Origin of the sequence: Croceicoccus naphthovorans (assembly GCF_001028705.1) — a bacterium.
Lineage (GTDB): Bacteria > Pseudomonadota > Alphaproteobacteria > Sphingomonadales > Sphingomonadaceae > Croceicoccus > Croceicoccus naphthovorans.
Genome location: NZ_CP011770.1, coordinates 1,710,972 through 1,735,291, shown reverse-complemented (window position 1 = coordinate 1,735,291; position 24,320 = coordinate 1,710,972). Strand labels below are relative to the sequence as shown.

General features: G+C 60.6%; 24 protein-coding genes and 1 tRNA gene. 13 read left to right on the top strand and 12 right to left on the bottom strand.

Features of this window, described 5'->3' with window-relative positions:
• The first annotated feature begins 52 nt into the window (after positions 1-52).
• The 4 genes from AB433_RS08820 (at position 53) to hflX (ending at position 5,792) form a co-directional block, all read left to right on the top strand.
• Positions 53-2,329, top strand: coding sequence for a sensor histidine kinase (locus AB433_RS08820; protein WP_245626721.1), 2,277 nt, complete (start codon positions 53-55; stop codon positions 2,327-2,329).
• A gap of 19 nt (positions 2,330-2,348) precedes the next feature.
• A complete protein-coding gene (gene ntrX / locus AB433_RS08815; protein WP_047820731.1) occupies positions 2,349-3,725 on the top strand; it encodes a nitrogen assimilation response regulator NtrX in 1,377 nt (458 codons plus the stop codon).
• A gap of 152 nt (positions 3,726-3,877) precedes the next feature.
• On the top strand, positions 3,878-4,462 hold the full coding sequence (gene hfq / locus AB433_RS08810; RefSeq protein ID WP_082134852.1) for an RNA chaperone Hfq: 585 nt from the start codon (positions 3,878-3,880) through the stop codon (positions 4,460-4,462).
• A gap of 10 nt (positions 4,463-4,472) precedes the next feature.
• Positions 4,473-5,792, top strand: coding sequence for a GTPase HflX (gene hflX / locus AB433_RS08805; protein WP_245626720.1), 1,320 nt, complete (start codon positions 4,473-4,475; stop codon positions 5,790-5,792).
• A gap of 9 nt (positions 5,793-5,801) precedes the next feature.
• Here hflX and mazG read toward each other — a convergent pair whose 3' ends face one another.
• The 9 genes from mazG to AB433_RS08765 all read right to left on the bottom strand — a co-directional run bounded on the left by mazG (position 5,802) and on the right by AB433_RS08765 (position 13,952).
• Positions 5,802-6,587, bottom strand: coding sequence for a nucleoside triphosphate pyrophosphohydrolase (mazG, locus tag AB433_RS08800; protein ID WP_047820729.1), 786 nt, complete (start codon positions 6,585-6,587; stop codon positions 5,802-5,804).
• Positions 6,588-6,725: 138 nt separating this feature from the next.
• Positions 6,726-6,899, bottom strand: coding sequence for a hypothetical protein (locus AB433_RS20495; RefSeq protein WP_156170756.1), 174 nt, complete (start codon positions 6,897-6,899; stop codon positions 6,726-6,728).
• On the bottom strand, positions 6,896-7,663 hold the full coding sequence (locus tag AB433_RS08795; RefSeq protein WP_047820728.1) for an MBL fold metallo-hydrolase: 768 nt from the start codon (positions 7,661-7,663) through the stop codon (positions 6,896-6,898). Before AB433_RS08795 ends, AB433_RS20495 begins: the two co-directional genes overlap by 4 nt.
• Positions 7,660-8,436, bottom strand: a complete 777-nt coding sequence (locus AB433_RS08790) for a TatD family hydrolase (RefSeq protein ID WP_047820727.1) — start codon at positions 8,434-8,436, stop codon at positions 7,660-7,662. The genes AB433_RS08795 and AB433_RS08790 overlap by 4 nt, the downstream gene beginning before the upstream one ends.
• Entirely contained in the window at positions 8,436-9,998 is a 1,563-nt protein-coding gene (gene metG / locus AB433_RS08785) for a methionine--tRNA ligase (protein WP_047820726.1), read from the bottom strand. The genes AB433_RS08790 and metG overlap by 1 nt, the downstream gene beginning before the upstream one ends.
• A gap of 51 nt (positions 9,999-10,049) precedes the next feature.
• On the bottom strand, positions 10,050-11,012 hold the full coding sequence (locus AB433_RS08780) for an AAA family ATPase (RefSeq protein WP_047820725.1): 963 nt from the start codon (positions 11,010-11,012) through the stop codon (positions 10,050-10,052).
• A complete protein-coding gene (gene tmk / locus AB433_RS08775) occupies positions 11,009-11,641 on the bottom strand; it encodes a dTMP kinase (RefSeq protein WP_047820724.1) in 633 nt (210 codons plus the stop codon). Before tmk ends, AB433_RS08780 begins: the two co-directional genes overlap by 4 nt.
• Complete coding sequence (locus tag AB433_RS08770) at positions 11,638-12,849, bottom strand: D-alanyl-D-alanine carboxypeptidase family protein (protein WP_082134851.1); 1,212 nt, start codon at positions 12,847-12,849, stop codon at positions 11,638-11,640. The genes tmk and AB433_RS08770 overlap by 4 nt, the downstream gene beginning before the upstream one ends.
• Positions 12,850-12,911: 62 nt before the next feature.
• Complete coding sequence (locus AB433_RS08765) at positions 12,912-13,952, bottom strand: lytic murein transglycosylase (RefSeq protein ID WP_047823692.1); 1,041 nt, start codon at positions 13,950-13,952, stop codon at positions 12,912-12,914.
• Positions 13,953-14,056: 104 nt separating this feature from the next.
• Between AB433_RS08765 and AB433_RS08760 the strand changes: the two genes are divergently transcribed.
• The 4 genes from AB433_RS08760 to AB433_RS08745 all read left to right on the top strand — a co-directional run bounded on the left by AB433_RS08760 (position 14,057) and on the right by AB433_RS08745 (position 16,904).
• Positions 14,057-14,146, top strand: a tRNA-Ser gene (locus AB433_RS08760).
• A 215-nt stretch (positions 14,147-14,361) separates the two neighbouring features.
• Positions 14,362-15,558, top strand: a complete 1,197-nt coding sequence (locus AB433_RS21770) for a tyrosine-type recombinase/integrase (protein WP_047820723.1) — start codon at positions 14,362-14,364, stop codon at positions 15,556-15,558.
• Between the two features lie 699 nt (positions 15,559-16,257).
• The gene (locus AB433_RS21030) at positions 16,258-16,467 is read left to right on the top strand and encodes a MerR family transcriptional regulator (RefSeq protein ID WP_156170755.1); all 210 of its coding nucleotides are present in this window, start codon (positions 16,258-16,260) and stop codon (positions 16,465-16,467) included.
• A 2-nt stretch (positions 16,468-16,469) separates the two neighbouring features.
• Entirely contained in the window at positions 16,470-16,904 is a 435-nt protein-coding gene (locus tag AB433_RS08745) for a hypothetical protein (RefSeq protein WP_047820721.1), read from the top strand.
• Positions 16,905-16,925: 21 nt separating this feature from the next.
• On the opposite strand, the gene AB433_RS08740 is transcribed toward AB433_RS08745, so the two are convergent.
• Together AB433_RS08740 and AB433_RS21025 are read right to left on the bottom strand one after the other, a co-directional pair.
• Positions 16,926-17,858 (bottom strand): IS5 family transposase, encoded by a 933-nt coding sequence (locus AB433_RS08740; RefSeq protein WP_037486851.1) that lies wholly within the window; start codon positions 17,856-17,858, stop codon positions 16,926-16,928.
• Positions 17,859-17,897: 39 nt separating this feature from the next.
• Positions 17,898-18,269 (bottom strand): hypothetical protein, encoded by a 372-nt coding sequence (locus AB433_RS21025; protein WP_156170754.1) that lies wholly within the window; start codon positions 18,267-18,269, stop codon positions 17,898-17,900.
• A gap of 1 nt (position 18,270) precedes the next feature.
• Here AB433_RS21025 and AB433_RS19460 point away from each other — a divergent pair, with 1 nt between their 5' ends.
• Complete coding sequence (locus AB433_RS19460) at positions 18,271-20,412, top strand: hypothetical protein (protein WP_156170753.1); 2,142 nt, start codon at positions 18,271-18,273, stop codon at positions 20,410-20,412.
• Positions 20,413-20,738: 326 nt separating this feature from the next.
• Positions 20,739-21,071 carry a hypothetical protein gene (locus AB433_RS21020; protein ID WP_053059075.1) on the top strand — a complete coding sequence of 111 codons (333 nt, stop codon included), beginning with the start codon at positions 20,739-20,741 and terminating at the stop codon, positions 21,069-21,071.
• A 24-nt stretch (positions 21,072-21,095) separates the two neighbouring features.
• Here the strand turns inward: AB433_RS21020 and AB433_RS08720 are convergent.
• Positions 21,096-22,267 (bottom strand): IS3 family transposase gene (locus AB433_RS08720; RefSeq protein ID WP_156170746.1). Its coding sequence is split into 2 segments (ribosomal slippage): positions 21,096-22,015 and positions 22,015-22,267, totalling 1,173 coding nucleotides; the frame shifts between segments, so codons are not numbered across the junction.
• Between the two features lie 897 nt (positions 22,268-23,164).
• Between AB433_RS08720 and AB433_RS08700 the strand changes: the two genes are divergently transcribed.
• From AB433_RS08700 to AB433_RS08690, 3 genes are read left to right on the top strand one after another with little or no spacing between them, the layout of a single operon-like run.
• Positions 23,165-23,527 carry a hypothetical protein gene (locus AB433_RS08700; protein ID WP_156170752.1) on the top strand — a complete coding sequence of 121 codons (363 nt, stop codon included), beginning with the start codon at positions 23,165-23,167 and terminating at the stop codon, positions 23,525-23,527.
• Positions 23,521-23,820, top strand: coding sequence for a hypothetical protein (locus AB433_RS08695; protein ID WP_047820717.1), 300 nt, complete (start codon positions 23,521-23,523; stop codon positions 23,818-23,820). Before AB433_RS08700 ends, AB433_RS08695 begins: the two co-directional genes overlap by 7 nt.
• Entirely contained in the window at positions 23,817-24,320 is a 504-nt protein-coding gene (locus tag AB433_RS08690) for a hypothetical protein (RefSeq protein WP_047820716.1), read from the top strand. Before AB433_RS08695 ends, AB433_RS08690 begins: the two co-directional genes overlap by 4 nt.

Here is a 24,320-nt window from a genome sequence, read left to right as displayed (position 1 = left end):
TTGACGGATAGCCCTTGCATTTTCGCAACAGGACTGTTGTGTCTTGGCCACGATGGAAGCGGAAATCGCCGAAGAAACGCCGCTGGTTGCGCGGCGCAGGCCGATGCTGGGGCCCGACGGGCTGGACTGGCCGCGCTTTACGCGCCGGTTTGGTGTTTTGTGGCACCGCGCCAACGGTTTCCTGCTGCTCGAAGTGCTGTGTGCGACGATCCTGATCGCGGTGGTGTTCGGCGGTTGGCTGCGGCTCGGCACATCTGACTCCGCCGGGCAGCTGTTGCCCACGGTTACGACAACATCGCTGTTGGTCGCGACCCTTATCCCGGCGATGGCGCTACTGATGCTGGCAGGGCGGCGGCTGGCGCTGCGGCGGGCGCGCAAGCTGCTGGGCAGCCCAGGGCGCTACCACGTCCGTCTGGTCTTCTTTTTTTCGGTCATCGCGGCGGTGCCGACGCTACTGGTCGTGGTATTCGCGTCATACCTGTTTCAGGCAGGGGTGGAGTTCTGGTTTTCCGAACGGTCGCGCGGGTTGCTGGAGGATGCGAACCAGCTTGCGCGCGGCTATTACGAGCAAAACCTGCGCGACATCGGCGACGAGACGGTGGCGATGGCGGGCGACGTCCGGTTTTACCTGAGCCAAGCCGCGATCACCTCGCCCGAATTCGCCGAGGCCTATACCCGGCAGGTCATCATCCGCGAATTGAACGAATCCGCGATTATCGAGCGCGGCGAGGACGGCGTGGTCCGCACCGCCGCCATTGTCGACCCCGATGAGGAAGCCGGCCCGCACCGCATCGCGCCGAACGTTTTCGAACGCCTCGCCAAAGGGGAAACCGTCGTTGTCACCGCAACGGCGCAGCGGATCGAGGCGGTTACCCCGCTTAGCATCGATACCGGTACCTATCTCTACACCGCGCGGAAATCCGATGCGGAGGCGCAGGACCAGTGGCAGCGCGCGCAAAGCGTTCTTGCGAATTACGACAGTTTGATCGGCAACGCACGGACTCTGCAATTGCAGTTCAACATCGCACTATTGGGCGTGTCGCTCGCCTTGGTGGCTTTGGCCGTGTGGTTCGCCCTGCGTTTTGCCGATAGGCAGGTGGAACCGCTGGCCGAATTGCTGGTGGCCGCACGCGATGTTGGCGCGGGCGATTTTTCGAAGCGCGTTTCGGGCCGCACTGGCAATGACGAGATTGGCCTCCTCAACCGCGCGTTCAACCGCATGACCGAGCAGATCGCGGGCCAGACGCGCGCCTTGATCGAGGCGAACGAGCTGCTGATCGAACGGCGCGACTTTACCGAGGCTGTGCTCGATTCCGCAACTTCTGGCATCATCTCGGTCGACGAACACGGCGGCATCCTGCTGATCAACGGATCGGCTCAGGCGATGTTGTTCGAAGGCGGGGAGGGTGAGGCCATCGGCCGTGCGCTGTCGAAGATCGCCCCGACACTGGCCGAAGCGGTCGAAAACCGCCGTAACAGCGCCGTCGTCCAGCACGCGCGCGGCAGCGACTCGCGAACCCTAGCGGTAAAGATCGCCAAGACGCGCCATGGTAATGTGCTGACGTTCGAGGACATTACGCGGCAATTGCTCGATCAGCGCCGCGCCGCGTGGTCCGACGTGGCCCGCCGGATCGCTCACGAAATCAAGAACCCGCTGACCCCGATCCAGCTTGCCACCGAAAGGCTCGGTCGGCGATTCTCGCGCCAGATCGAGACCGACAGCGAGCTTTTTGCCGAGCTGACCCAAACGATCATCCGGCAGGTTGGCGACTTGCGTAAGATGGTCGATGAATTCTCCAGCTTTGCGCGTATGCCAAAGCCCAGTTTCCGCGAGGAAAACATCTCTGACCTCGTCCGGCAGGCGCTGTTCCTGCAGGAAGTTGGACATCAGGACATCGACTACCGGTTTGAGGCGGACGAGGGCGACACGACCATCGCCTGCGATCGTCATCAGGTCGGGCAGGCGATGACCAACGTGCTCAAGAACGCGGCAGAGGCGATCGAAACCCGCACCTCGCAAGATGGCGAGGATTTTCGCGGCAAGATCGCGATCCGCATGGTTCCCGATCGCGGCGGCGTCACGGTGACCGTTACCGACAACGGTATTGGCCTGCCCAAGGAAGGCAGCAGGATCGTCGAACCCTATATGACCACGCGCGAGAAGGGCACGGGGCTCGGGCTCGCCATCGTGCAGAAAATCCTGGGCGAGCACGGCGGCAACATCGCGTTCGAGCCTGCCGATACGGGCGGTACCTGCGTGCGGCTGCGCTTCGCGCGCAATCCGCTTGCCGATCTAGACGCAGAAGAGGGCGCAGAGGCAGCCCAATGATCAATCCCGAAAGGACAGCATGGCACTCGATATCCTGATCGTCGACGACGAACGCGACATTCGCGAACTCGTCGCGGGCGTGCTTTCCGATGAAGGCTATGAATGCCGCACGGCGGGCGACAGCGTTTCTGCCCTTGCCGCGATAGACGAGCGGCGGCCCAGTCTTGTCCTGCTCGACGTCTGGCTCCACGGATCGCCGATGGACGGGCTGGAAGTGCTCGACGCGATCAAACAACGCGAGCCGGAGTTGCCGGTCATCATCTTCTCCGGCCACGGGAATATCGACACCGCCGTCGCCGCGGTCAGCCGCGGGGCGGTGGACTTCATCGAAAAGCCGTTCGAATCCGAACGCCTTCTGCTGATGGTAGAGCGCGCGACCGAGACCGAGCGCCTGCGCCGCGAGAATGCGCAATTGCGACAGGGCGAGAGCCTTTTCGACGAGTTCACCGGATCGTCCACCGCGATCAATCAGGTTCGCGCGACGCTGAAGCGGGTGGCTGGAACTGGCAGCCGCGTTCTGATTACCGGCCCGGCGGGCGCGGGGAAGGAAGTTGCCGCGCGCCTGCTCCACCACTGGAGCACGCGGGGCGACAAGCCCTTCGTCACGGTCAATTCCGCCCGGATCACCCCCGAACGGTTTGAGCAGGAGCTTTTCGGCGAGGAACAGGACGGCAAGCTGGTTCGCGCCGGATTGCTGGAAATGGCCGACGGCGGCACTCTGTTCTTCGACGAAGTAGCCGACATGCCCGAATCGACACAGGCGCGTATCCTGCGGGTGCTGACCGATCAGGCTTTCGTTCGCGTTGGCGGCAACCGCCAGCTTCGCGTGGATGTTCGTGTCGCCTCTGCCACGTCGCGCGATCTTGAGGGCGAGATCGCGGAACGTCGGTTCCGTGAGGATCTCTACTACCGCCTGAACGTCGTGCCCGTCACTATCCCACCGTTGGCAGAACGGCGTGGGGACATTCCCGCCCTTGTCAGTCACTTCTTCGCGCGTTTCGCCACCGCACAGGGAATCACCGCGCCCGAGGTCAGCGAAGATGCGATGGCCGTTCTGCAAAGCTACGACTGGCCGGGCAACGTGCGTCAGTTGCGCAACGTGATCGAGCGTACCATCATACTCGCCCCGCGCGATCGGCTGAGCCGGATCGAGACGGACATGCTGCCGCCTGAAATCACACAGGAAGACAATGGCGACGGCACCGGCATCACCGCGATGATGGGAATCCCCTTGCGTGAGGCGCGCGAACAGTTCGAGCGAGAGTATCTGAAGATCCAGATTCGGCGGTTTTCCGGGAACATCTCTCGCACCGCCAGCTTTATCGGAATGGAGCGGTCGGCCCTGCATCGCAAGCTGAAGTCGCTGGGGCTGGCCGATCACAGGTCGGACAGTTGATCGGCAATTCAGTTTTTCCATGCTGCAAATGCGAAAAGGGGTTTGAACATCTGTGGCAGCCGCTAATATAGGTGAGAAACTCGGTCGGAACCGTCATTCCGGCCAGATTGCGGAACGGGATCACTCGTCCGCCAACAACAAAGGAGCCCTTGATGGCTGGCAAGACACTTTCGATCCGGACTCCCTCTCGCGAAGAAGGGGCTGAAGACGCTCCTGCAGCAAGCCCCGCATCCACGCCTGCCCCGGCGCCCAAAAAGGCAGCTTTAAAAGGCCGCAATTTGCAGGACCTGTTCCTGAATCACGTCCGCCGCAACAAGACGCCGGTGACGATGTTCCTCGTCAAAGGCGTGAAATTGCAGGGAATCGTGACGTGGTTCGACAATTTCTCGATCCTGCTGCGCCGCGATGGCCAGTCGCAGCTGGTCTACAAACATGCGATCAGCACGATCATGCCGACGCAGCCCGTCGATGCCGATCAGTTCGAGATCGAGAAGAACGAAAAGCGCAAGCGCCAGTTGCAGGACGTGTTCCTCAGCTCGGTCCGCGATGCCGAAGTGCAGGTCACTATGTTCCTCGTAAACGGTGTGATGCTTCAGGGGCGGATCGCCGCCTATGACCTGTTCTGCATGATGCTGGAGCGGGAAGGCTATGTGCAGCTGGCCTACAAGCACGCGGTTTCAACTGTTCAGCCGGTGACGCATGTCGACCTGTCCGGTGATTGGGACGAAGAAGACTAAGGGAAAAACCCTGACAGAAGACGTATCCGGAGAGGTTTCCCGCGGCGCAAAGGCCGTGGTCGTACTGCCCGATATCCGCGCGGCGCATATCCAGGACCCTGAGGCACGCCTTGCCGAGGGGTGCGGCCTTGCGCTCGCCATCGGGATCGAGGTTGTCGAGAGCTTTATCGTGCCTGTGCGCGACGTACGCCCGGCGACGCTGTTCGGTTCGGGTCAGGTCGACCGGATCAAGCTGGCTTGCGACATGGAGGAGGCAGAGCTTGTCATCGTCGATGGTGCGCTTTCGGCTATTCAGCAGCGCAATCTGGAGGAAAAGATCGGTCGGAAGGTGATCGACCGGACCGGGCTGATCCTCGAAATCTTCGGCGAAAGAGCCGCGACGGCGGAAGGTCGGCTGCAGGTCGAACTGGCGCATCTCGACTATCAGGCGGGGCGCTTGGTGCGCAGTTGGACCCACCTTGAGCGTCAGCGCGGTGGCTTCGGCTTCCTCGGTGGCCCCGGCGAGACACAGATCGAGGCCGACCGCCGCATGATCCGCGACCGCATGGGTCGCCTTCGGCGCGAATTGGAACAGGTGCGTCGCACCCGTGCCCTGCACCGCGCACGCCGGGGAAGGGCGCCTTGGCCCGTCGTTGCGCTGGTCGGTTATACGAACGCCGGAAAGTCTACGCTTTTCAACCGGATGACTGGGGCCGGGGTAATGGCGGAGGATCTGCTGTTCGCCACACTGGACCCGACGATGCGGGGCATAACCTTGCCCGGTGTCGAAAAGGCGATCCTGTCGGACACGGTGGGATTTATCTCCGATTTGCCGACGCAGCTTGTCGCAGCCTTCCGCGCAACGCTGGAGGAAGTGACCGGAGCGGATGTGATCGTGCATGTGCGCGACATATCCAGCCCGATGACCGACATGCAGAAGGCCGAGGTCGAGCAGGTTCTGGCCGATCTGGGCGTGAACACCGGTGAAGAGGACTCGCTGGTCATTCCGGTGGTAGAGGCTTGGAACAAGTGGGACGCGTTGACCGAGGTTCGCAGTGAGGAACTGACCGAGCAAGCGGAGCGCGAGGAGAGGGCGGTCGTGCCCCTGTCGGCGCTGACCGGACTTGGGGTCGTGGCGCTTGAGCGCACGGTTTCGGACATCCTGACAGCTTCGGCTGTCGTGCATTCGTTCACGCTACCGGCAACCGATGGGCAGCGCATTGCGTGGCTGCATGCGCATGGCGAGGTTTTGGATGAGCGAACGGGTAAGGGCGAGGACGGTTCACCTCAGTTGGAGATGGCGGTCAGACTCGACCCGCGCGAATACGGGAAGTTTCTGGCACTTTCATAGTGTTACTGACTATTCTTCAGACTTGACCTGGTTCCACAAGCGGTCTTGCGATTCTAGATTGAGGCTGGCGAAGTCCAGACCCTGCGTTTTGGCAGCGGCTTCCATCCCGCCGAAACGCCGTTCGAATTTCGCATTGGCGCCACGTAACGCTTCTTCCGCAGAAATATTGTTCTTTCGCAGCCAGTTGACGACGGAAAAAAGTATGTCGCCGGCTTCTTCGAGCTTGTCGTCGGGTGTGGTCGCCGCTTCGAATTCGGCGATCTCTTCGCGCAGTTTGTCAGCTGCCCCAACTTGATCTGGCCAATCGAAACCGACACGAGCCGCGCGTTTTTGTAGCTTCTCCGCCCGCAATAGGCCTGGCAAGCCTAGTGCAACGCCGTCAAGCGCGCCGCGCTGTGCCTTGGCCTTGCGCTCTGCATCCTTGATGGATTCCCAATTTTCTCTGACCGCTGCGCTGTCGTGAGCCCTGACGCTATTGAATATGTGCGGATGGCGCCGCTCCATCTTGTCGCAAATACCCTTGGCGACGCGGTCGAAATCGAACGCGCCGGCTTCCTCGGCCATTCTCGCGTGAAAGACCACCTGCAGCAACAGGTCGCCAAGTTCGTCTTCAAGGTCCGAGAGGTCATCGCGCGCGATAGCGTCGGCGACTTCGTAGGCTTCCTCAATGGTATAGGGTGCGATCGAAGCGAAGTCCTGAGCACGATCCCATTCACAGCCGCAATCGGGATCGCGTAAACGCGCCATGATAGCCAAAAGCCGGTTAATTGATGGGGTATGCGGTTTGTCGGTCATCTGATCGCGCTAGATCGACCAGATAACGATGGCAATCCGTGAGGGGATGTCTTGGATGCGCCATCCACCTTTCACGCTAACTTGATAATATATATTATGTTAAATCGATAAGTGGTGCGGAAAGATGTGCAAGCGCCGTCAGCCAAACCCCAGAGACTTGAAAACAATCGCGATCAACGCGAACAGGCCAACCCAGATCGCAATCTGCCGCAGCACTTTACCTTGTGGCACATTGAACGACCGGTAGTTCGCCACCATCAATGCCAGCCAACCCAGCATGCTGATCAATGACACGATCGCCAGCGTGGTCACAGTGAAATCTCCATCCCATCGTAAGCTGGCTCAACATGATCGGGCGTTTCCGCCTGCAAGGTCGCATAGTCCATGGTCTTGTCCAGATGGGTCAGGATAATTCGCTTGGCACCTGTCCGTTCGCCAAGCTCCAGAGCCATCGACAAATTTGCATGTGTCGGATGCGGTTCTCGCTTCAGGCAATCAGACACAAGCACGTCGGTGCCCGCCATCATAGTGACCATCTCGTCGGTGATGTCGCTGAAATCTGTCGCATAGCTGATCGAACCCTTGTCGCCACCAAACCGAAATGCCGTGCTGCGTGCGGGCCCGTGGGGCATCAGACACCAGTCAATGCTCATCCCGGCAACGATCCGCACACGATCCAGCGTATCCAGCGTCACGATCGTCGGATAACCGAACTGCCCTGCAAAAACGTATCCGAAGCGCTGGCGCAGCCTGCGCACAGTTTCCTCGGCCGCATAGCCGGGCATCGGCCCGCCCCGACCATAGCGCATGACCCGCAGATCATCGATGCCGTGGCAATGATCGGCGTGGTCGTGCGTCCACATCACTGCGTCAACGGCGTCTATGTCGTTGGTCAGCAACTGTTGGCGAAGGTCGGTCGAGGTATCGACCAGAACCCTGCGCCCATCGTCTGATTCGACGATAATCGAAACGCGCGTCCGACGGTTCTTCGGATTGGCAGGATCGCAAGATCCCCAGTCGTTACCGACGCGCGGGACACCCGTCGATGTTCCCGATCCAAGGATCAGAAGCTTCACGCCGAAGCCTTAGCGAACAATGCATGAAAATTCCGACCGGTCTGCTCGGCCAGTGCATCGCGTTCGACGCCGCGCAATTCGGCAACAAACGCCAGGGTGTCGGCGACGAATGCAGGCTCGCAGGTTTTGCCGCGATTGGGGACCGGTGCAAGGAACGGTGCGTCCGTTTCCACCAACAGCCTATCTTCAGGAACGATCTTCGCTGTTTCCTGCAAGTCCTTGGCATTCTTGAATGTTACGATGCCCGACAGCGAGATCGTCAGGCCAAGTTGGAGCACCGCTTCGCCGAAAGCCTGCGATGCGGTGAAGCAATGGATCAAGGCGGGAAAAGCCCCCTTCTCCATCTCGCCGCGAAGGATCGACAGCGTGTCATCTTCCGCATCGCGCGTGTGAATGATGATCGGCAGCCCGGTCTGACGCGCTACGCCGATATGCATTCGGAACAGATCCTGCTGAACCGTGCGGTCAGACTTGTCGTAATAGTAATCGAGGCCGGTTTCGCCGATCCCGATGACTTTCGGATGGTCGGCGATGGCCAGCAAGGCGTCCGTACCGAGGTCCGCGTGCTTGTCAGCTTCGTGCGGGTGAATGCCGACGCTGGCCCAGACGTCGGGCTCTCGCTCTGCCGTGGCGATGACGGCGTTCCATTCCGATTGCCGGGTTGAAATGTTGAGGAAGCCCCGCACCCCCCGCTGCCGCGCGGCATCAAGAACCTCGCCCTGACGCTCGATCAAGCCCTCGTAGTTCAGATGGCAATGGGAATCGATCAGCATCAGGCCGCCGCCTCTTCGGGCATTTCCAGCCTTGGGAAGACACCGACCGGCTTATCAACCGTGAACCCGCTGTCGACGAGACGGATGAACCAGTCCGCATCGTCCAACGCGGCGTAATCGCGCTCGTGAGCAGCGATGCCCATCTGGTCCAGCAGCCGATCCACCGATCCGGGAACCACCGGCCGGACAGCGATCGCAAGATCGCGAACACAGCGGAACAGTGTCATCAAAACGGCCGTCATCCGCTCGGGATCAGCCTTGCGCAAAGCCCACGGAGCCATTTCGTCGACGTACTGGTTGCAGGCGAAGACCGCCTTCATCCACCCGTCGAGGCCATCGCTGAACGCCAGATCGGCGAACTTGTCGCGCAGGCTGGCAATGCCGTCCGCTACTGCATTTCCCAATGCAACATCCGCTTCGTTCGGCTCATGACCCGCCGAAAGAACACCATCCAGATTCTTGAAAATCATGGACAAAGTGCGCTGGGCCAGATTGCCGAAGCTATTGGCTAGCTCCGCATTGGCGCGGGTCACGATCGCTTCGGCCGAGTAGGACCCGTCCTGGCCGAATGCGATTTCCCTCAATAAGAAATAGCGCAGCGGATCGACACCGAACTTATCGACCAGATCGACCGGATCGGTGACATTGCCCAAGGATTTGGACTCTTTCTGGCCGCGATTCAGCAGAAAGCCATGCCCGAAGACCTGTTTTGGCAGCGGCAGGTTCGCGCTCATCAGGAATGCCGGCCAGTAAACCGCGTGAAATCGCACGATGTCCTTGCCGATCAGGTGCAGGTCGGCGGGCCAGAACTTGGCGAAATCGTCAGTCTTGTCGGGATAGCCGAGGCCGGTCAGATAGTTGGTCAGCGCATCAACCCAAACGTACATGACATGGTCATCCGCGCCCGGAACGCGCACGCCCCAGTCGAAGCTGGTGCGCGAGACCGAAAGATCGCGTAGTCCGCCTTCGACAAAGCGCATCACTTCATTGCGGCGGCTTGCCGGACGGATGAAGTCCGGGTTGTCGCGATAGAGCGCAAGCAACGGCTCCTGATACTTCGACAGGCGGAAGAACCAGCTTTCCTCCACCGTCCAGTCGACCGGCGTGCCCTGCGGGGAAAGCTTTTCGCCCCCTTCCCCTTCGGTCAGTTCGCTTTCGTCGTAATAAGCCTCATCCCGGATTGAGTACCAACCCTCATACCTGTCCAGATAAAGGTCGTCGTTTGCTTCCATCGCCTGCCAGATTGCTTGGCTGGCGGCATGGTGCTTGTCTTCCGTAGTGCGGATGAAATTGTCGTAAGAGATATCAAGAAGGTCGAACAGGCTTTTGAAATACCCTGACATTTCATCACAAAGTTCGCGCGGCGTAATGCCCAGATCGCGCGCCTTTTGCGCCATCTTCAGACCATGCTCATCAGTGCCAGTCTGGAACCGAACCTCGCGACCGGAGGCGCGCTGAAAGCGGGCCATGACGTCGGCGGCAATTGTTTCGTAGGCATGGCCGATATGCGGCTTACCGTTGGGGTAGTGGATCGCGGTGGTGATGTAATAGGGTTCGGCCATCAGGGCCCTGCTTTCTGCGAACGAAATGGGATTGCAAGGCCCTTGGGCCAGTTAGCGGCCTTCCTTAGGTGCCGCCGCCGCCGCCAGCAAGCCGCCAATTTCAACGACGGCAAGGCCGGGGTCGAAGTTGGCATAGGGGATCTCCGCCCCGAAACGCGTCAGTCGGCTATGGGCTTCAATAAGGCCCGCCTGTCGCTGGCGCGGGGCCTTGGCGGCGCTTTCGGCGCAGATGTTGCGCGCCAGTTCCACGCAGGCAAGCAGACGTTCCCTGTCGGGCCGTGCGCCGATCGCCATGGCCAGCGCGCCACGCCGCGAGAAGTCCGGATCGCCCTGATCTACGATGCCAAGCAATTCGCGGCGGATCGCGGCCAGATCGTTGGCCAGGAATGCGAGCGCCGCACCGGGTGAACCCTTGGCGGCGGCAATGGCCCCTGCAACGGCCTCGTGCTTTGCCTCAGGGGCCTCGCGCCGGACAACGTGCGCGACATCGTCATCGGAAAGCGGCTGAAATCGAAGAGGACGGCAGCGCGACCGTACGGTCGGCAACAGCCCGCCGGGGCGATGCGAGACGAGCAGGAACATGCTGCCGGCAGGCGGCTCTTCAAGGCTTTTGAGCAGCGCGTTGACGGCCGACTTTTCCAGATCGTCCACGCTATCGATCACGATCGCGCGGTTCGCGCCCAAGGTCGGACGCGTCGTCAACCGCCGCTGCATCGCGCGGACCTGGTCGACCGAGATCGACCGCTTTGTGGCATAAGGCTTGCCATCCTCGCGCTTTTTCTCGTCATCGGTGCTGGCGGGCAAGCGGGTCAGGATCAGGATATCCGGGTGCTGGTTCGGTTCAGGTTGCTGCACGCCGGGCGCGGCAACCCGCTCTGCCGCAGCGGCCAATGCGAACTGCGCTTTGCCCACGCCGGTCGGGCCGGTCAGCAACCACGCGTGATGCATCCGGCTGCCCGCCATGGCCGCGCGAAACTCGCGCCACGGTTCGTCATGGCCTAGCAGGGCGGTCATGCGTCATCCATCAGGGACGATAGCGCGGCAATCACGCGGTCGTGGACATCTTCGGGCGTAGCGTCGGCGGAAACGACCGCAAACCGCTCTGGCTCGGCGGCGGCAAGGGCGTTGAAACGCGCGGCGACATCGGCGTGATAGGCCGCACTTTTACCGCCGATCCGGTCCGGGTTTCCGCGATCGCGCGCACCGGCGCGTCGGACCGCTTCGTCGGCATCGATCGTGAACAGGATCGTGCGATCGGGCAGCAGTCCACCACTGCCGATCCGGTGCAGGTTCATCACATCGGTATCGCCAATACCCCCAGCCCCGCCCTGATAGGCGCGACTGGAATCGAGGAAGCGGTCGCAAAGTACCCACTGACCCGCGGCCAAGGCCGGTTCGATCAGGGTCTCGACATGATCAGACCGTGCGGCGGCAAACAGCAGCGCCTCTGCCCTTGGGCCCCAGTCATGCTCCGGCGACAACAGCAATTCGCGCAATGCCTCTGCGCCCGGCGTGCCGCCCGGTTCGCGGGTCACAATATGCGGCAGCCTGCGGCGATCAAGCGCCTTCGACAGCAGAAGCAGCTGTGTCGTCTTGCCGGCCCCTTCCCCGCCTTCAAACGTTATGAAGCGACCTCGCGTCATGTCACCAGACCGACCAGCCCGTTGCGCAGCCGCTGCCACCAGTTTGCCGCCGGGACTGCTTCTGCCGCGACCAGCGGGACCGAGCTTGTCTTGCCATCCGCCGTCTCGATAACGAGACTGGCTATCCGTTCCCCTTCCGCAATCGGAGCCTCAGTCGGCCCAAGGAAACGCACGCGAACGCTGGCATCTGCCGAAGCGCCGCGCGGAGCGGTGGCAAAGACGGAGCGTTCGACCTTCAGCATGACCTTGCTCTCTGCCCCGCCCTGCACCGGCACACTGGCGACGTTCTGGCCTGCACCATAGAGCCGCAGCGCCGACCAGTTTTCGAACCCCCAGTCGACAAAATCGCGCGCGATCTGCTTGCGCGCACGACCGCTCTCTGTGCCGCCAAGGACCATAACCAGCCTGCGCCCGTCACGCTCGGCCGACCCGACGAAGCCGTAGCCGGCCTCGTTGGTAAAACCCGTCTTCAACCCGTCCGCCCCATCGACATAGCCAAGGATCGGGTTGCGATTGTTCTGGGTGATCCCGTTGTAGCTAAAGCTGGGCTGGCTGAAATAGCGGGCGTAGAAATCCGGATGCCGCGTGATGATCGCCTGCGCCAGCGTCGCAAGATCGCGGGCGCTGGTATAAGTCCGCCCTTCGTCCATCCAGCCGTTGGGCGTGTTGAAGTGGCTGTCGTTCATGCCAAGTTCGCGCGCCTTGGCGTTCATCAGATCGGTAAACGCCTCGACACTACCCGCCGCGCCTTCGGCCAGAACGACGCAGCCGTCGTTGGCAGAAACGGTGTCTATGGCGTGAAGCAATGTGTCGACCGAGATTGCCGCCCCGCGCGGCACGAACATCGTCGAACCCTTGCCGCTCCATTCGCGGAAGGTCTCGTCGCGCACCGGCAGGCGCTGTTTCAGGCTGAGAGAGCCTTCCTCGATCATCTCGAACGCGGTGTAGAGCGTCATGATCTTGGTCAACGAAGCGGGCATGAAGCGACGGTCGGCTTCTCGGCTGAACAGCACGCGGCCCGATCCCAGATCGAGCATCAGCGCAATTGGCGCCCCGTCAAGACTTTGCGGCAGGTCCGGTTCGGCGCTCATGGTCTCGGCCGAAGGCTGGGTTGCGACAACCGCCTGCTCCTGCGCCCCGATGCCGCCGGGTAAGGCCAGCGCAACGATGGCCAGTGCCGCGCCAGCCGGGCGGAGAGAACGATTCAAGACGGATCGATGGCGCACGCGGGTTCCCGGATAATGGCGCCCTGCCCGCGCGGTGCGGGTGATCAGCGCCGGATTTCGTCAGCCAGAATGCCTACCGAAAGCGCGTAATAGTTGGAACAGTTGTAATCGAGTATCACCCGGTAATTCCCGGTGAGCAGATAGGCGGTCTGGCCCGGACCGTCCGGCTCGAACAGGATCGCCATCACATCGTCCGAAACGATCTTCTGCGGACGTATGCCCAGCGCCTTCCACTCACGGATCGTGCGCCACTGGCTGTGGCGGGCGAAAACGCGCGGGCACCGCGGCGAAACAAGATCGGTCTTCACTGCATCGCGATTAAAGCCCGACGGCACATAGGCGGGCACGCCCCACGGTTCGCCCGGACGCCAGCCCGCATCGCGGAAGTACGCGGCGATGGAATGCAGTGTGTCGGCGCGGCTGTTCCAGATGTCGCGGGTGCCGTTACCGTCTCCGTCCTGCGCCACGCGCAACCAGACGGAGGGCAGGAACTGCGGATTGCCGATCGCCCCGGCCCAGCTACCCGTCAATTGCGACCGCGCGACCCCACGGTCGATCATCTTGAGCGCGGCGATCAACTCTCCCTCAAACAGATCGCGCCGCCGCCCTTCATAGGCCAAAGTCGCCAGCGACCGGATGGTATCGAACCCGCCCATGAACGATCCGTAGTTGGTCTCATGCCCCCAGATCGCCACAAGGATTTCGCCGGGCACGCCATAGCGCGCCTCTACCCGCGGGATGATAGAGGCATTGGCGGCATAAGTCCGCTGCCCGCCCGAAATGCGCGCGGCATCGACATGATCGCGGCGATAAGGGGCGAAAGGCGGCGGTATCGAGTTGGGATCGTAGGCCTGCGGGCGATCAAGTTCGACGACACGCTGATTGATGGTCAGGCCAGAAAGCCCCGCGCTGATCGCGCGTTCGGAAACGCCCTCTGCCCGAGCCTTGGCGGCCACCTGTTGCAGATAGGTTTCGAACCCGGCCTGCGTATAAACTTGCGCGGCGGCAGGACTCGCTACGGCGATCGGAGCGGCAAGAACCGCAAGATATTGAAGGAAAGGGCGGAATCGGGACCTGAATTTCATGTGCGCAGCATGACACAGCAACAGGGTCATGGGAATCCCGGTTTGCGATGCATGAATGCAGAGGCGTGACAAAGCGATCGCAACCCGCTAGCGGCGAGCGCCGAGGACAGGTGGCCGAGTGGTTTAAGGCAGCGGTCTTGAAAACCGCCGTGCGGGCAACCGTACCGTGGGTTCGAATCCCACCCTGTCCGCCAAACAACCATCCGGTTATGTCTGTTTGCGCCTAATACCCGGCAATAAAACGGCTATTATTCATCATCTTATAGGGCAATTTGCATGAGCCTTGTCGCCAAAGCGTGAAATTGCGCCGACCCTCAATCGCGCGCCGGATTTAGGGATTGCTTTAGGGTTGAGTAAAATCGAACCCTAAAATATGCCCTAACCATCGACAATTTGCCGGGTATGACAAATGGCAAGGCCACGTGATCGGCTGACTGTGAAAAGCGTTGAGACGCTAAAAAAGGTGGGACTTCACGCCGACGGAGGTGGGCTTTACCTCAACGTCAGGAAGAACTCGCGCTCGTGGTCGTTCATTTATCAATGGCAGGGCCGACGCCGTGAGGCTGGGCTCGGTCCGGTCCATTTGGTCTCGCTACATGAGGCACGCGATAAGCGGGACGAGTTAAGGCGCAAAGTCAGGGATGGGATTGACCCCCTAGCCGAGCCCGCACCGTCGACAGTTGTTCCGACCTTTGGTGAATCGGCCACCGATCTAATCGCCTCGCTCGAAATGGGTTGGAAGAACGACAAACACAAGAAGCAATGGCGGAGCACGCTTGAGGGCTATTGCCAGCCCATATGGTCGCTTCCCGTTGACCAAGTTGGTGCGACCGAGATCGTTGAAGTTCTCGCGCCAATTTGGGGCGAGAAGCCGGAAACGGCCAGCCGCCTCCGCGGTCGCATCGAGCGAGTGTTGGACTTTGCAAAGGTCAACGGCCATCGCTCTGGCGAAAACCCGGCACGGTGGCGAGGCAACCTCCAGCACGTGCTCCCGAGCCACAACAAGCGGTCCAAAGTGCGCCACCATCCCGCAATGCCATATGCGCAAGTGCCTGATTTCGTCGCTGGCGTTAAGAAGCGGCATTCCGTGGCCGGGCGGGCGCTGGAGTTCCTCATCCATACGGCTGCGCGAACGTCGGAAGTGCTCCACGCCACGTGGGCCGAGGTTGACCTTGAGGCCAAAACGTGGACCGTTCCGAAAGAGCGGATGAAAATGGGGCTAGAGCACGTTGTGCCGCTTTCCGAACCCGCGCTCGTAGTCTTGCGCGCCATGGCCGTATTCGGGGCCGAGCCCGACGCGCCCATATTCCCCGGCCGGACAGGCAAGCCGTTGAGTCAAATGGCGATGGCTATGTTACTCCGCCGCATGGAGGTGGACGAGTTCACGGTGCACGGTTTCCGCTCCAGCTTCCGCGATTGGGCCGGTGAGGAAACCAGCCACCCGCGCGAAGTGGTGGAAATGGCGCTTGCGCATTTGGTCGGAAATTCGGTCGAACGGGCTTACCGACGAGGGACAGCATTGGCGAAGCGGCGCGAATTGATGGACGCTTGGAGCGCCTACGTTGTCGGCGGACCCATTGGGCACGCGTCAGAATCGGGGGGTTGAATGTTCATAGTTTATCTCGCGGCCGCTGCGGTCGATCCGTTGGCCGTCTGCACGGCTGCGATGCAGGGTTTGGGGTCGGTTCCACGGGAGCAGATTGAGGCGGCTTGCCCTCCACCGCCCAAGCGCAACATTTGGACCGATACAGATGATGGGCGGTGCGACGGAGTTTTCGTATATGCGCGAGACTCCGCAAAGATGGCGTCGGGCTTGCCGTCCGTCATGACGGATGGAATGATCGCGGAGTTCAATCGGCGATTGGAGGCGTGTCAAAAACCGTCGCCGCCCCCGGTCGAAGGACGCAAGACGTTGCGGCTTTGGGATTGACGGGAATGCCGAGCAACGGCGCGAAAGGATGCCAATGTCCAATGTAGCAACTCGAAATGACATCCGCGGCGCTGTTCGCACCCTCACAATGCGGCTGGCAGTCATGACGACGTTATCGGTGCTTGTCATTGGCGGGCTTTTGCTCGCCCCTTAAGGCGTTGGAGCAGTGGATAAATCTGCTCCAAGATCAAAAATCTTCCATCGCGAATCACTAACCGGCCTGCACTCTTTCTGAAACTCGGCGTCCGGCTGCGTCCGTATGCATCCGGCCTTGTCCGACAACGGCAGTCAATACCCGGCAAAAAACCGTGTCTTCACAGTAAGTTATCTTTGTGCATCATTGTAACCGTTCGCTGCAACGGAGCGACGGAAACAGTGAAAGGCAAAGACGTGTTGGATTTCTCAAAGCATCGCTCACGGAGCGAATTGGCAGACACTCTAGGCGTGAGCCGCACGGTATTGTGGCGCCTTGGGCGTGATGGGCGGATTCCCGCCGGCACCCGAGTTCGCGCAAACCGCACAGAATTTACGCCCGCCGAGCAAATGGTCATTGCCGACCTGATTGGCCAACCGGTGGAGGCGTGACGATGGGCATTCTCCTTTCGCCAGTTGAAAAGGCCGAACGTCGGCTCGCTGAATTTCGTGCGGAGTTGGAAACCGCACGTGACCGTATTCGGCCGGACCTAGATGCGGACGATAGGTTTGCAATCAACGAGGACATCAAGACACTGGAGGGCAAAGAGGCGGCCGCGCTTGAGGCGCTTTCCGGAGCGCGCGAGTTAGCGGCCAAGGCCGAGGCCGACGCGGCAAAGGAAGACGCTCGAAATCTGATCGAAGCATATCGGCGCGAGGCAGAACGAGAGGCACCGACGCGGCTGCGCAAATTCGACAAACTGGCACGTTCAGCCGCTGCGGAACTGAACTGGCTAGCCGACCACCGGAAGCGTGCCGACGATGTCAACAAGCTTGCCAGAGAATTTGGTTTGCGAGGGGCTTTGTTGCATAACGTTGGAATGCCTTAAACCTATGATTACTTGATAATATTATACGACGCGGACGGTATTGGGCGTTCCTATTTGTGAGAAGCGATTGAGGATTGCGGCACGGACTTTGAGCTCGGTTATCTGACGCTCAAAGGTGCGCGCTGCGAGGCGGGAGCCCAGCAGCTTGAAGCAGTGCATTTTGGTTTCGACCAGACTGCGGCGATGATAGCCGCTCCACTTCTTCCAGATTGTCCGACCCAGATATTTCATCGCCCGCAGCGTCTCATTGCGGGCATCGACGCCGGGACCGTCCTTTGTCCATGATCGGCCGTTGCGGCGAACCGGGATGATCGGATCGGCGCCGCGTTCGGCAATGGCCGCATGGCAGTCTTTGGTGTCATAGGCACCGTCGCCACCGACGCTGACGATCCGCTCTTCGTCCGGGATCTGCGCCAGCAGGTCCGGCAGGGTCGGCGCATCGCCGGCGGCATTGGTCGTCCCTTCAATCGCCCGGATGTCGAGGGTCCCGGCGTCGATCCCGATATGCACCTTGCGCCACTGGCGACGCCGGGACGCGCCGTGCTTCCTCGTCTTCCACTCGCCTTCGCCCATCATCTTGATACCGGTGCTGTCCACCAGAAGGTGCAGGCCGCCTGAACTGGGGCGTCCGCCCAACTCCACCGGCAAGGTCCGCTGGCGGCGGCACAGTGTCGTATAATCCGGTACGGGCCAGTCCAGACCCGTCATCCTGAGCAGGCTTTGGACCAGCCCCGTCACCTGACGCAAAGGAAGCTGGAACAACCCCTTCAGCGTCAGGCAAAACTCGATCGCCTGAGCGGAAAAGCGCAGCGGACGTCCTGCACGCCCGTCCGGAACCGCAAACCACGCCATCCCAGGATCAAACCAAACCTCCAGCGACCCGCGCCTCTTCAGCGCAGCGTTATACTCGGGCCAGTTGGTCGTGCGATACTTCGTGGGCGTCGGCTTGGGCATCCCGACCATCTACGTCTTCCGATTCCTCAAGGGAATCCATCACTTTGATATGCAACAAAGCCTTTGCGAGGTGTCACCGATGGCGAGGCACTGCATCGCACGATTCCAAATCGCGTCATTCCAGCCAAATTTGAGCAGCGTGAAGTTTGGGTAGATGCGGCTGGCAATACGCCGTCTCAATACCGGCAGCACCCCGACACCGGCGAGATGATCCCTCGTGAGGGTGGCTTCACAAAGAGGTTGCAGTCGGTGCAGATTGATGCGGAACGACACATTCCCGGCGAGATTCCCGGCGGACGATTCAGCGACGTAATCACGCTGATCGGCCTCAAAGGCGAGCGCCTCTTTCCGACCAAATGAAAAAACGCGCCGCCGGGAAAGGGACCGGCGGCGCGCATCAAAGGCGAACAATATGAACGATACGGTGCAGCAAACCGCCAGCGAAGGCGGTTCGGATGACTTCTGCGCGATTCTTCAACCCTTTGCTAAGGGCGGCACGATTAAGAGGCTCTCGGGCCTTGCAGAACTGACTTACCTTGCCGGCCGGGGGTGTGATCCCGAGTGGGCTTGGCGCTCTGACCTTGATGCCGCGTTGTCGGAATTGACTTGGTTCAAAGGCGCACGTTGTCAGCAGGTCCAAGAGTATCTGCACGGTGAGTTTTATCGCGGGTGTGAGGCAAGCCTCGTTCTAACGGCCGTGCCGCCCCAAAGTGCCAAAGACCTCGCCAATGTATTGGCGCCGCTAGCTGCTCGGAATCTCGCCGATGGAGACGCGCCAGCCATTGATGGGGCGACAGCCTCGCTGGCTGGCCAAATAGCGCGTACCCTGCCCGTCAGCATACCGGAGGCGGCGCGCTCTGCGGTCGATGCGATGTTTAAGGCCGGATACCAAGGGTCGATGAACGTAGAAAGTTTGGCAATAGCTTCTGCGCGTGACGGCTGGAGGCAGCGAGGTGGATTCAAGGGGCGACTTCGCGAGATTGAGGACGAAGCGTATTCCGCAAATTTGACCGATGCGCATGAGGCCGTCTCGAACCATGCGGCCACACTTGCTAGGATGGCCGAACACAGCGTCGAAGACTCCGTAGAGATTGCCCTCGCAGCTTCAAAACGGCGCGGGATTGAAGCGGACCCGAAACTTGCGATTTGTGCTCGAAAGGCCGCGCTTGCTGCCATCGAAGAAATTCACCAGCGGGAGTCCTGCCTTGAGGATGGGCCATATCCCGCAAATGCCCAGCCGCCGCAGTGGTGGGTTGAATGGTGTGAGGGCGGTATCCCGGAATCCTTCGACTTAGATCGGGAGCCGGGCCTGTTGGGCGACCTCGCGCGCTGGAGCGTCGATTATGCATTTCGGCCGGTGCCCGAGTTTGCCTCCCTTGTCGCCCTCGCTACTCTTGCGCCCGTATATTCGCGCCGCTTCACGACACCCACCGCTGCCGGGCTGAACCTATATGTTATCGGGCTCGCTGAGACGGGTGGCGGAAAGGAGGCTGTCATTGGGGCGCCGCAAGCATTGCTTGGGGCTGCGAAGCTGGAGTTTTTGATTGGTGCGGGCGATTTCACCTCGGACTCCGCAATCGAATTGGCCCTTCGCAGTCGCCCAAACTTTCTGGCGTGCATTGACGAGGTTTCGGAATTCATTGGGGCCGCGCAACATCGGAATGCCGCCGCGCATTCCCGCACCCTGCGCAAAGCTATGCTCGAACTTTACAGTAAGTCGCGCGCGGACGCGCGTTGGTCCGGCAAGCAAAAGGTCGATGCGGACAATGCCGACAAGGCGGCGGCGCCAATTTACGCTCCGCACCTTTCGCTTCTCGGATGCGCGACGGTCGCCGGTTTTTTTGAGGCGCTCACCGAAGGCAACTTAACGGGCGGGTTCGTAAATCGTTGGATCGTTGTTCGCGGTGGCAAGCCCGGTGAGGTCAACGCCGACCCCAAGCGGCTGGAAGTCCCTGCCGAATTGAGAGCGGCTCTGACAGCCACCTATGCTGATACATCCAAAGGCAACTTGAGCGGTGGTGCCGCACGCGACCCTTACCGCCAGCCGCAAATGCAAGTCGTTCCTTGGGGCGAAGGCGGGGAGGACACATGGCGCGCGGTATTGCTCACACAAGTCGATGCGGTTGATGCTGGCCGCGGTGATATTGCGGGCCGTGCCGCCGAAAACTGCCTCAAGGTGGCAACGATCAGGGCACTTGCTCGCGATGGTCTGAATGCGCGTGTTGGTGAACGGGACATCCATTGGGCTTGGGAACTGATCCGGGCCTCCATCGCGACCGTTGAGAAGGGCGCTCGTGAGAACATGGCCGGTTCCGACTTTGAAATGTTGGTGAAGACGATGGAGCGCCATGTTGTAGACGCGGGGCCGGACGGGATTGCGTGGTCCAAGCTTTTGGAGAAACGCGGCGTCGCAAAGCATACCGACGCAATGCTGGATGGAGCGCTTAAGCGGCTGGAGGCCCGCGGGATAATCTTGAAGCCCGCAATTGGCACTGGCCCGAAAGGCGGTCGGCCGGGCCTTAGGATATTGGCAACGCAATACGTGACGGGGTGAAGGTTATTCGGCGAATAACCCCCAACCTTTCGAAAAACCCAAACCCCCAAAAATCTGCCAAAAATGAGGCGATTTTCTTAGGTTATTCTAAAATATCCTTTTGTCTGAATCTTTGGTGTTCGCATCAGCTCTCTCGTTGCATCCGCAGTTGGGGCTTTAGATATGAAAGTGGCCGCCCATCGGATTGGCTCATTTCTAGAAAAACCCTCAAAATCGGGTCGTTTTTTGGCGGGATTCTGCGCTTTTCGGTTTTTCGAACGGTTAGGGGTTATTCGCCGAATAACTCGGGGCTTGCCTTACCCACCAAGCGAGCCAATCATATTCGCATGGATCAAAATACCTTTGCCGTTTTCGGTACATTGTTCGGCACCTTGGCAACTGCGTTGGCTACGTTCGCGCTCTGGCGCGTCACAAGGGTGCTAGCGGTTGAAACGAAGCGAATGGCCGATGCCGCGATGCAGCCGCAAGTGGTTGCAACGATTGTGCCTAACCCTTGGTCCACTATTCACTTGGACATCACGGTTGAGAACACCGGGAATGCAACCGCGTTTGATATTGAGGTCGGCTTTGACCCTCCACTATCCAATGGCGAAGCAAGAGAGGGCAAATCACTCCCCCTCCAACGAATAAGCGTTCTGAAGCCCGGCCAATTGACGTGACCCCCAGCTTTCCCCCAGCTGGGATTAGAGCCGGGCGGTTGTTTTGCGCATAAGCGCGGTTGAAGCAATGGCCTGCGTAGCGGAGCCCGTAGGGCGTAGCGAAGCAGGCCATTGCTTATTCAGTTCGGCGGCGAACGCCGCCGGTGTTGCGTAGCCAAGCGATGAGTGCGGTCGCTCCCGGTTGTAATCATCCACCCAGGCAGCGATCTCGACACGGGCATGGGCCATGCTCAAGAACAGCGTCTCGTTGAGCAGTTCGTCCCGCATGCGACCGTTGAAGCTCTCGACATAGCCGTTCTGCATCGGCCTTCCGGGCGCGATATAATGCCACTCGACGCCGATCTCGCCGCACCATGCCAGCACGGCGTTGCTGGTGAGCTCGGTTCCGTTGTCGCTGACGATCATGCCGGGCTTGCCACGCTGGGCGATCAGCTCGGTCAGCTCGCGAACGACACGGCGACCAGAGATCGACGTGTCCGGCACCGCTGCCAGGCACTCCCGGGTCACGTCATCGACCACGTTGAGCACACGGAACCTCCTGCCCGACGCCATCTGGTCGTGCACGAAGTCGAGGCTCCAGCGCTGGTTCGGCAGGGCCAGAACCGGAGCAGGAGATCTGGTCCCGACAGCACGCCTGCGGCTGCGTCGCCGCCTCACCGCCAGACCCTCCTCCTTGTAGAGCCGCTGGGTCTTCTTCCGGTTGATCATGATCCCCTCACGGCGCAGCAGGATATGCAGACGGCGATAGCCGAACCGGCGGCGCTGGTTGGCCAGCTCGCGCAGCTTCTCACGCAGACCCGCATCATCGTCCCGGGTGGAACGGTAACGCACGCTCTTGCGATCGGCATCGATGACACGGCACGCCCGCCGTTCGCTCATCCCGTGGCAGGCCCGGAGATGAGCCACAGCTTCCCGCATGGCGGCGGGCGTCAGAACTTTTTTGCCAGCAGATCCTTCAACGCCACGTTGTCCAGCATCGTGTCGGCCAGCAGCCGCTTGAGCTTCGCGTTCTCGCTCTCAAGCTCCCTCAGCCGCCGGGCCTCGGACACCTCCAGCCCGCCATACTTCGACTTCCAGTTGTAGATCGTCGCTTCCGACACCCCGTGCTGCCGGGCCAGGTCAGCGGTCTTCGCGCCAGCCTCGGCCTCCTTCAGCACGCCGATGATCTGCTCTTCTGTAAACCTCGTTCGCTTCATCTCGTCCGTCCTTCTGTCAGGGCCGGACTCTAATCGAGACTGGAGGAAAATCAGGGGGTCACGTCATCGCGACCCTAATGTCCAGATTGCCGATCAGTTGAAGAAGCTACGGGAAGACTAGCAAAATGTGGCCAAGGGAAATCGTAAAGTAAGCGCCAATGTCTTCACGCAAGCTGATCGTGACGAAGAGCGTCGGATTTTGAATGAGAGATACAACCGGGAAAGCGACTAGGAGCCCTACCTCCGCCGCCCGCACCCGGAGTGGAGTGAGGCCTCCTGTAACGGCATGGGTCCTCCCGGACACCCCCGGGGCGCGGGTAACGCGCAAACCCCGGACTATCTCCAGTTTTGAAATTTTTTTTGGAACTTGTTTCTGTCACCCGGGCGAAAGTGGCAGTTTTCCGCGGGAATTTGCGTGAACGGCGAGACAAGTCGCCATTCAAACTGACCTGACGGCCCACAACATTATTTGCCAGCTTGTCGACATGGCATTTCACCGTGGAAAAAGTTCTCTGGCCTCTCAAATGACGGTCCCTGTTTCAGCGCACCCGCTTTGCAAGGTCGCTTTTGCTGAGGCTCGGCGCCGTCGGATCACATATGATGACTTGGAATTTGATAGTGGCATCCTGAGGGGTACGATGAAGCAATGGCGTCGTGCCGTCCAACCGCGGCAATTCTCGATTGAGGCGGTGCTAGGCGCTGTCGGCTGGGGGATTTCCGCCCTCCCGAGTTCGGACGAAATACCGACCGACCTCCGAAGTGACCTAGAAGCTTTGCTACCGTTGGCCCGGCAGATGATTCCGGCGCTAGATTATCTCCCGGACGTTGCCGCGGGTTAGGCAAGGCGATTCCAACGGGCCTGTGGGGCGGGGTACGGCTCGCTATCCTCTCGCCATCATGGAAACGAACAAATCTCGTCCAATTTCAGTGCCGCCGCGCGGGCATCCTCTTGTTCGGGCGCTCTTTAAGAGCATGCGTGAGAAGTCCGTCACCTATAAGCAGCTATCTGCGGCTTCTGGCGTGAAGATTTCGACTTTCAAAGCGTGGCGGCACCATAATTCGATAACGCCAAGGTCGATTCAGGCGGCGCTAAGCGCCGTCGATCTTCGTGCATTGCCGGTCCCATTTCTGGAGACCCTGCCCTCGCCTTTAGCCGAGAAGTTGCGCGAAATTGGCGATAAGCACGGGATTGAACCGCCGATTTCGCAGTTAGTCATGTTGGCTGCGGACGCGCCTAAGATGCGGGCCGGCCAATGCTAACCCAGCCGCTCAAACTTCGCTTTCCCATCGAACTACCCGGCGGCACCGTCTCGGAAGTCACACCGAGGCCTGTAACGGGCTCGGCGCTTGACCGGTTGCTCAGCGGCGATGCTGACTCCGATGCTGTCGTGGCTCGCTGCCTCCGCCTTCCGATTGATGTGGTCTGTGAGTTGGAAATTACCGACCATGACCGCATTGCGCGGGCAATCGCCAGCCTATCCGGGGCGGCCGTGGCGGAAGCCCGCGCCGAGCACCGCGGCAATTTTCAAGTCATCACTGGAGGGCGACAATGACCCAAGCAGAATGCCTCGCCATGGCGGCGGAAGCCGAACGCAAAGCCCACGCCCTTTTTGAAAAAGTGGCAGTGGCGAGAGAAGCGTTGCCGCTCGATGATCTTGGCTATCGGCCCCACACCCCGCCCGGACTTGAAGCGACAATGGCGCGTGCGCAGGAACTGAGCCGAACGGCAAAGGCGTTTCGCGATGATGCCGCCAGTTTCAGTGCAGAATTCGTTCCGCCGAAATCCTATACCGCACCGGTTGGTGCGCTCGCCGAGCCGCAAGCTGTTCCGCTCTCCGCGCTGCGGAATCCGCCCGAGGCACAGCCAGCGCCCAAGCCAGCAGACACGGCCGAAGCTATTGCGGCTCGCATCATCGCGTCGGACGGCCCCGCCACGCCAAAATCCGGCGACCCCGAGGTTGAAGCTATCGCGGCCCGCATAAGCGCTTCCGACGCCCTTATGGATGACGAGGACGACATCGAGAGCGCGGCCCGGCGCATTCTGGAGGCCTAG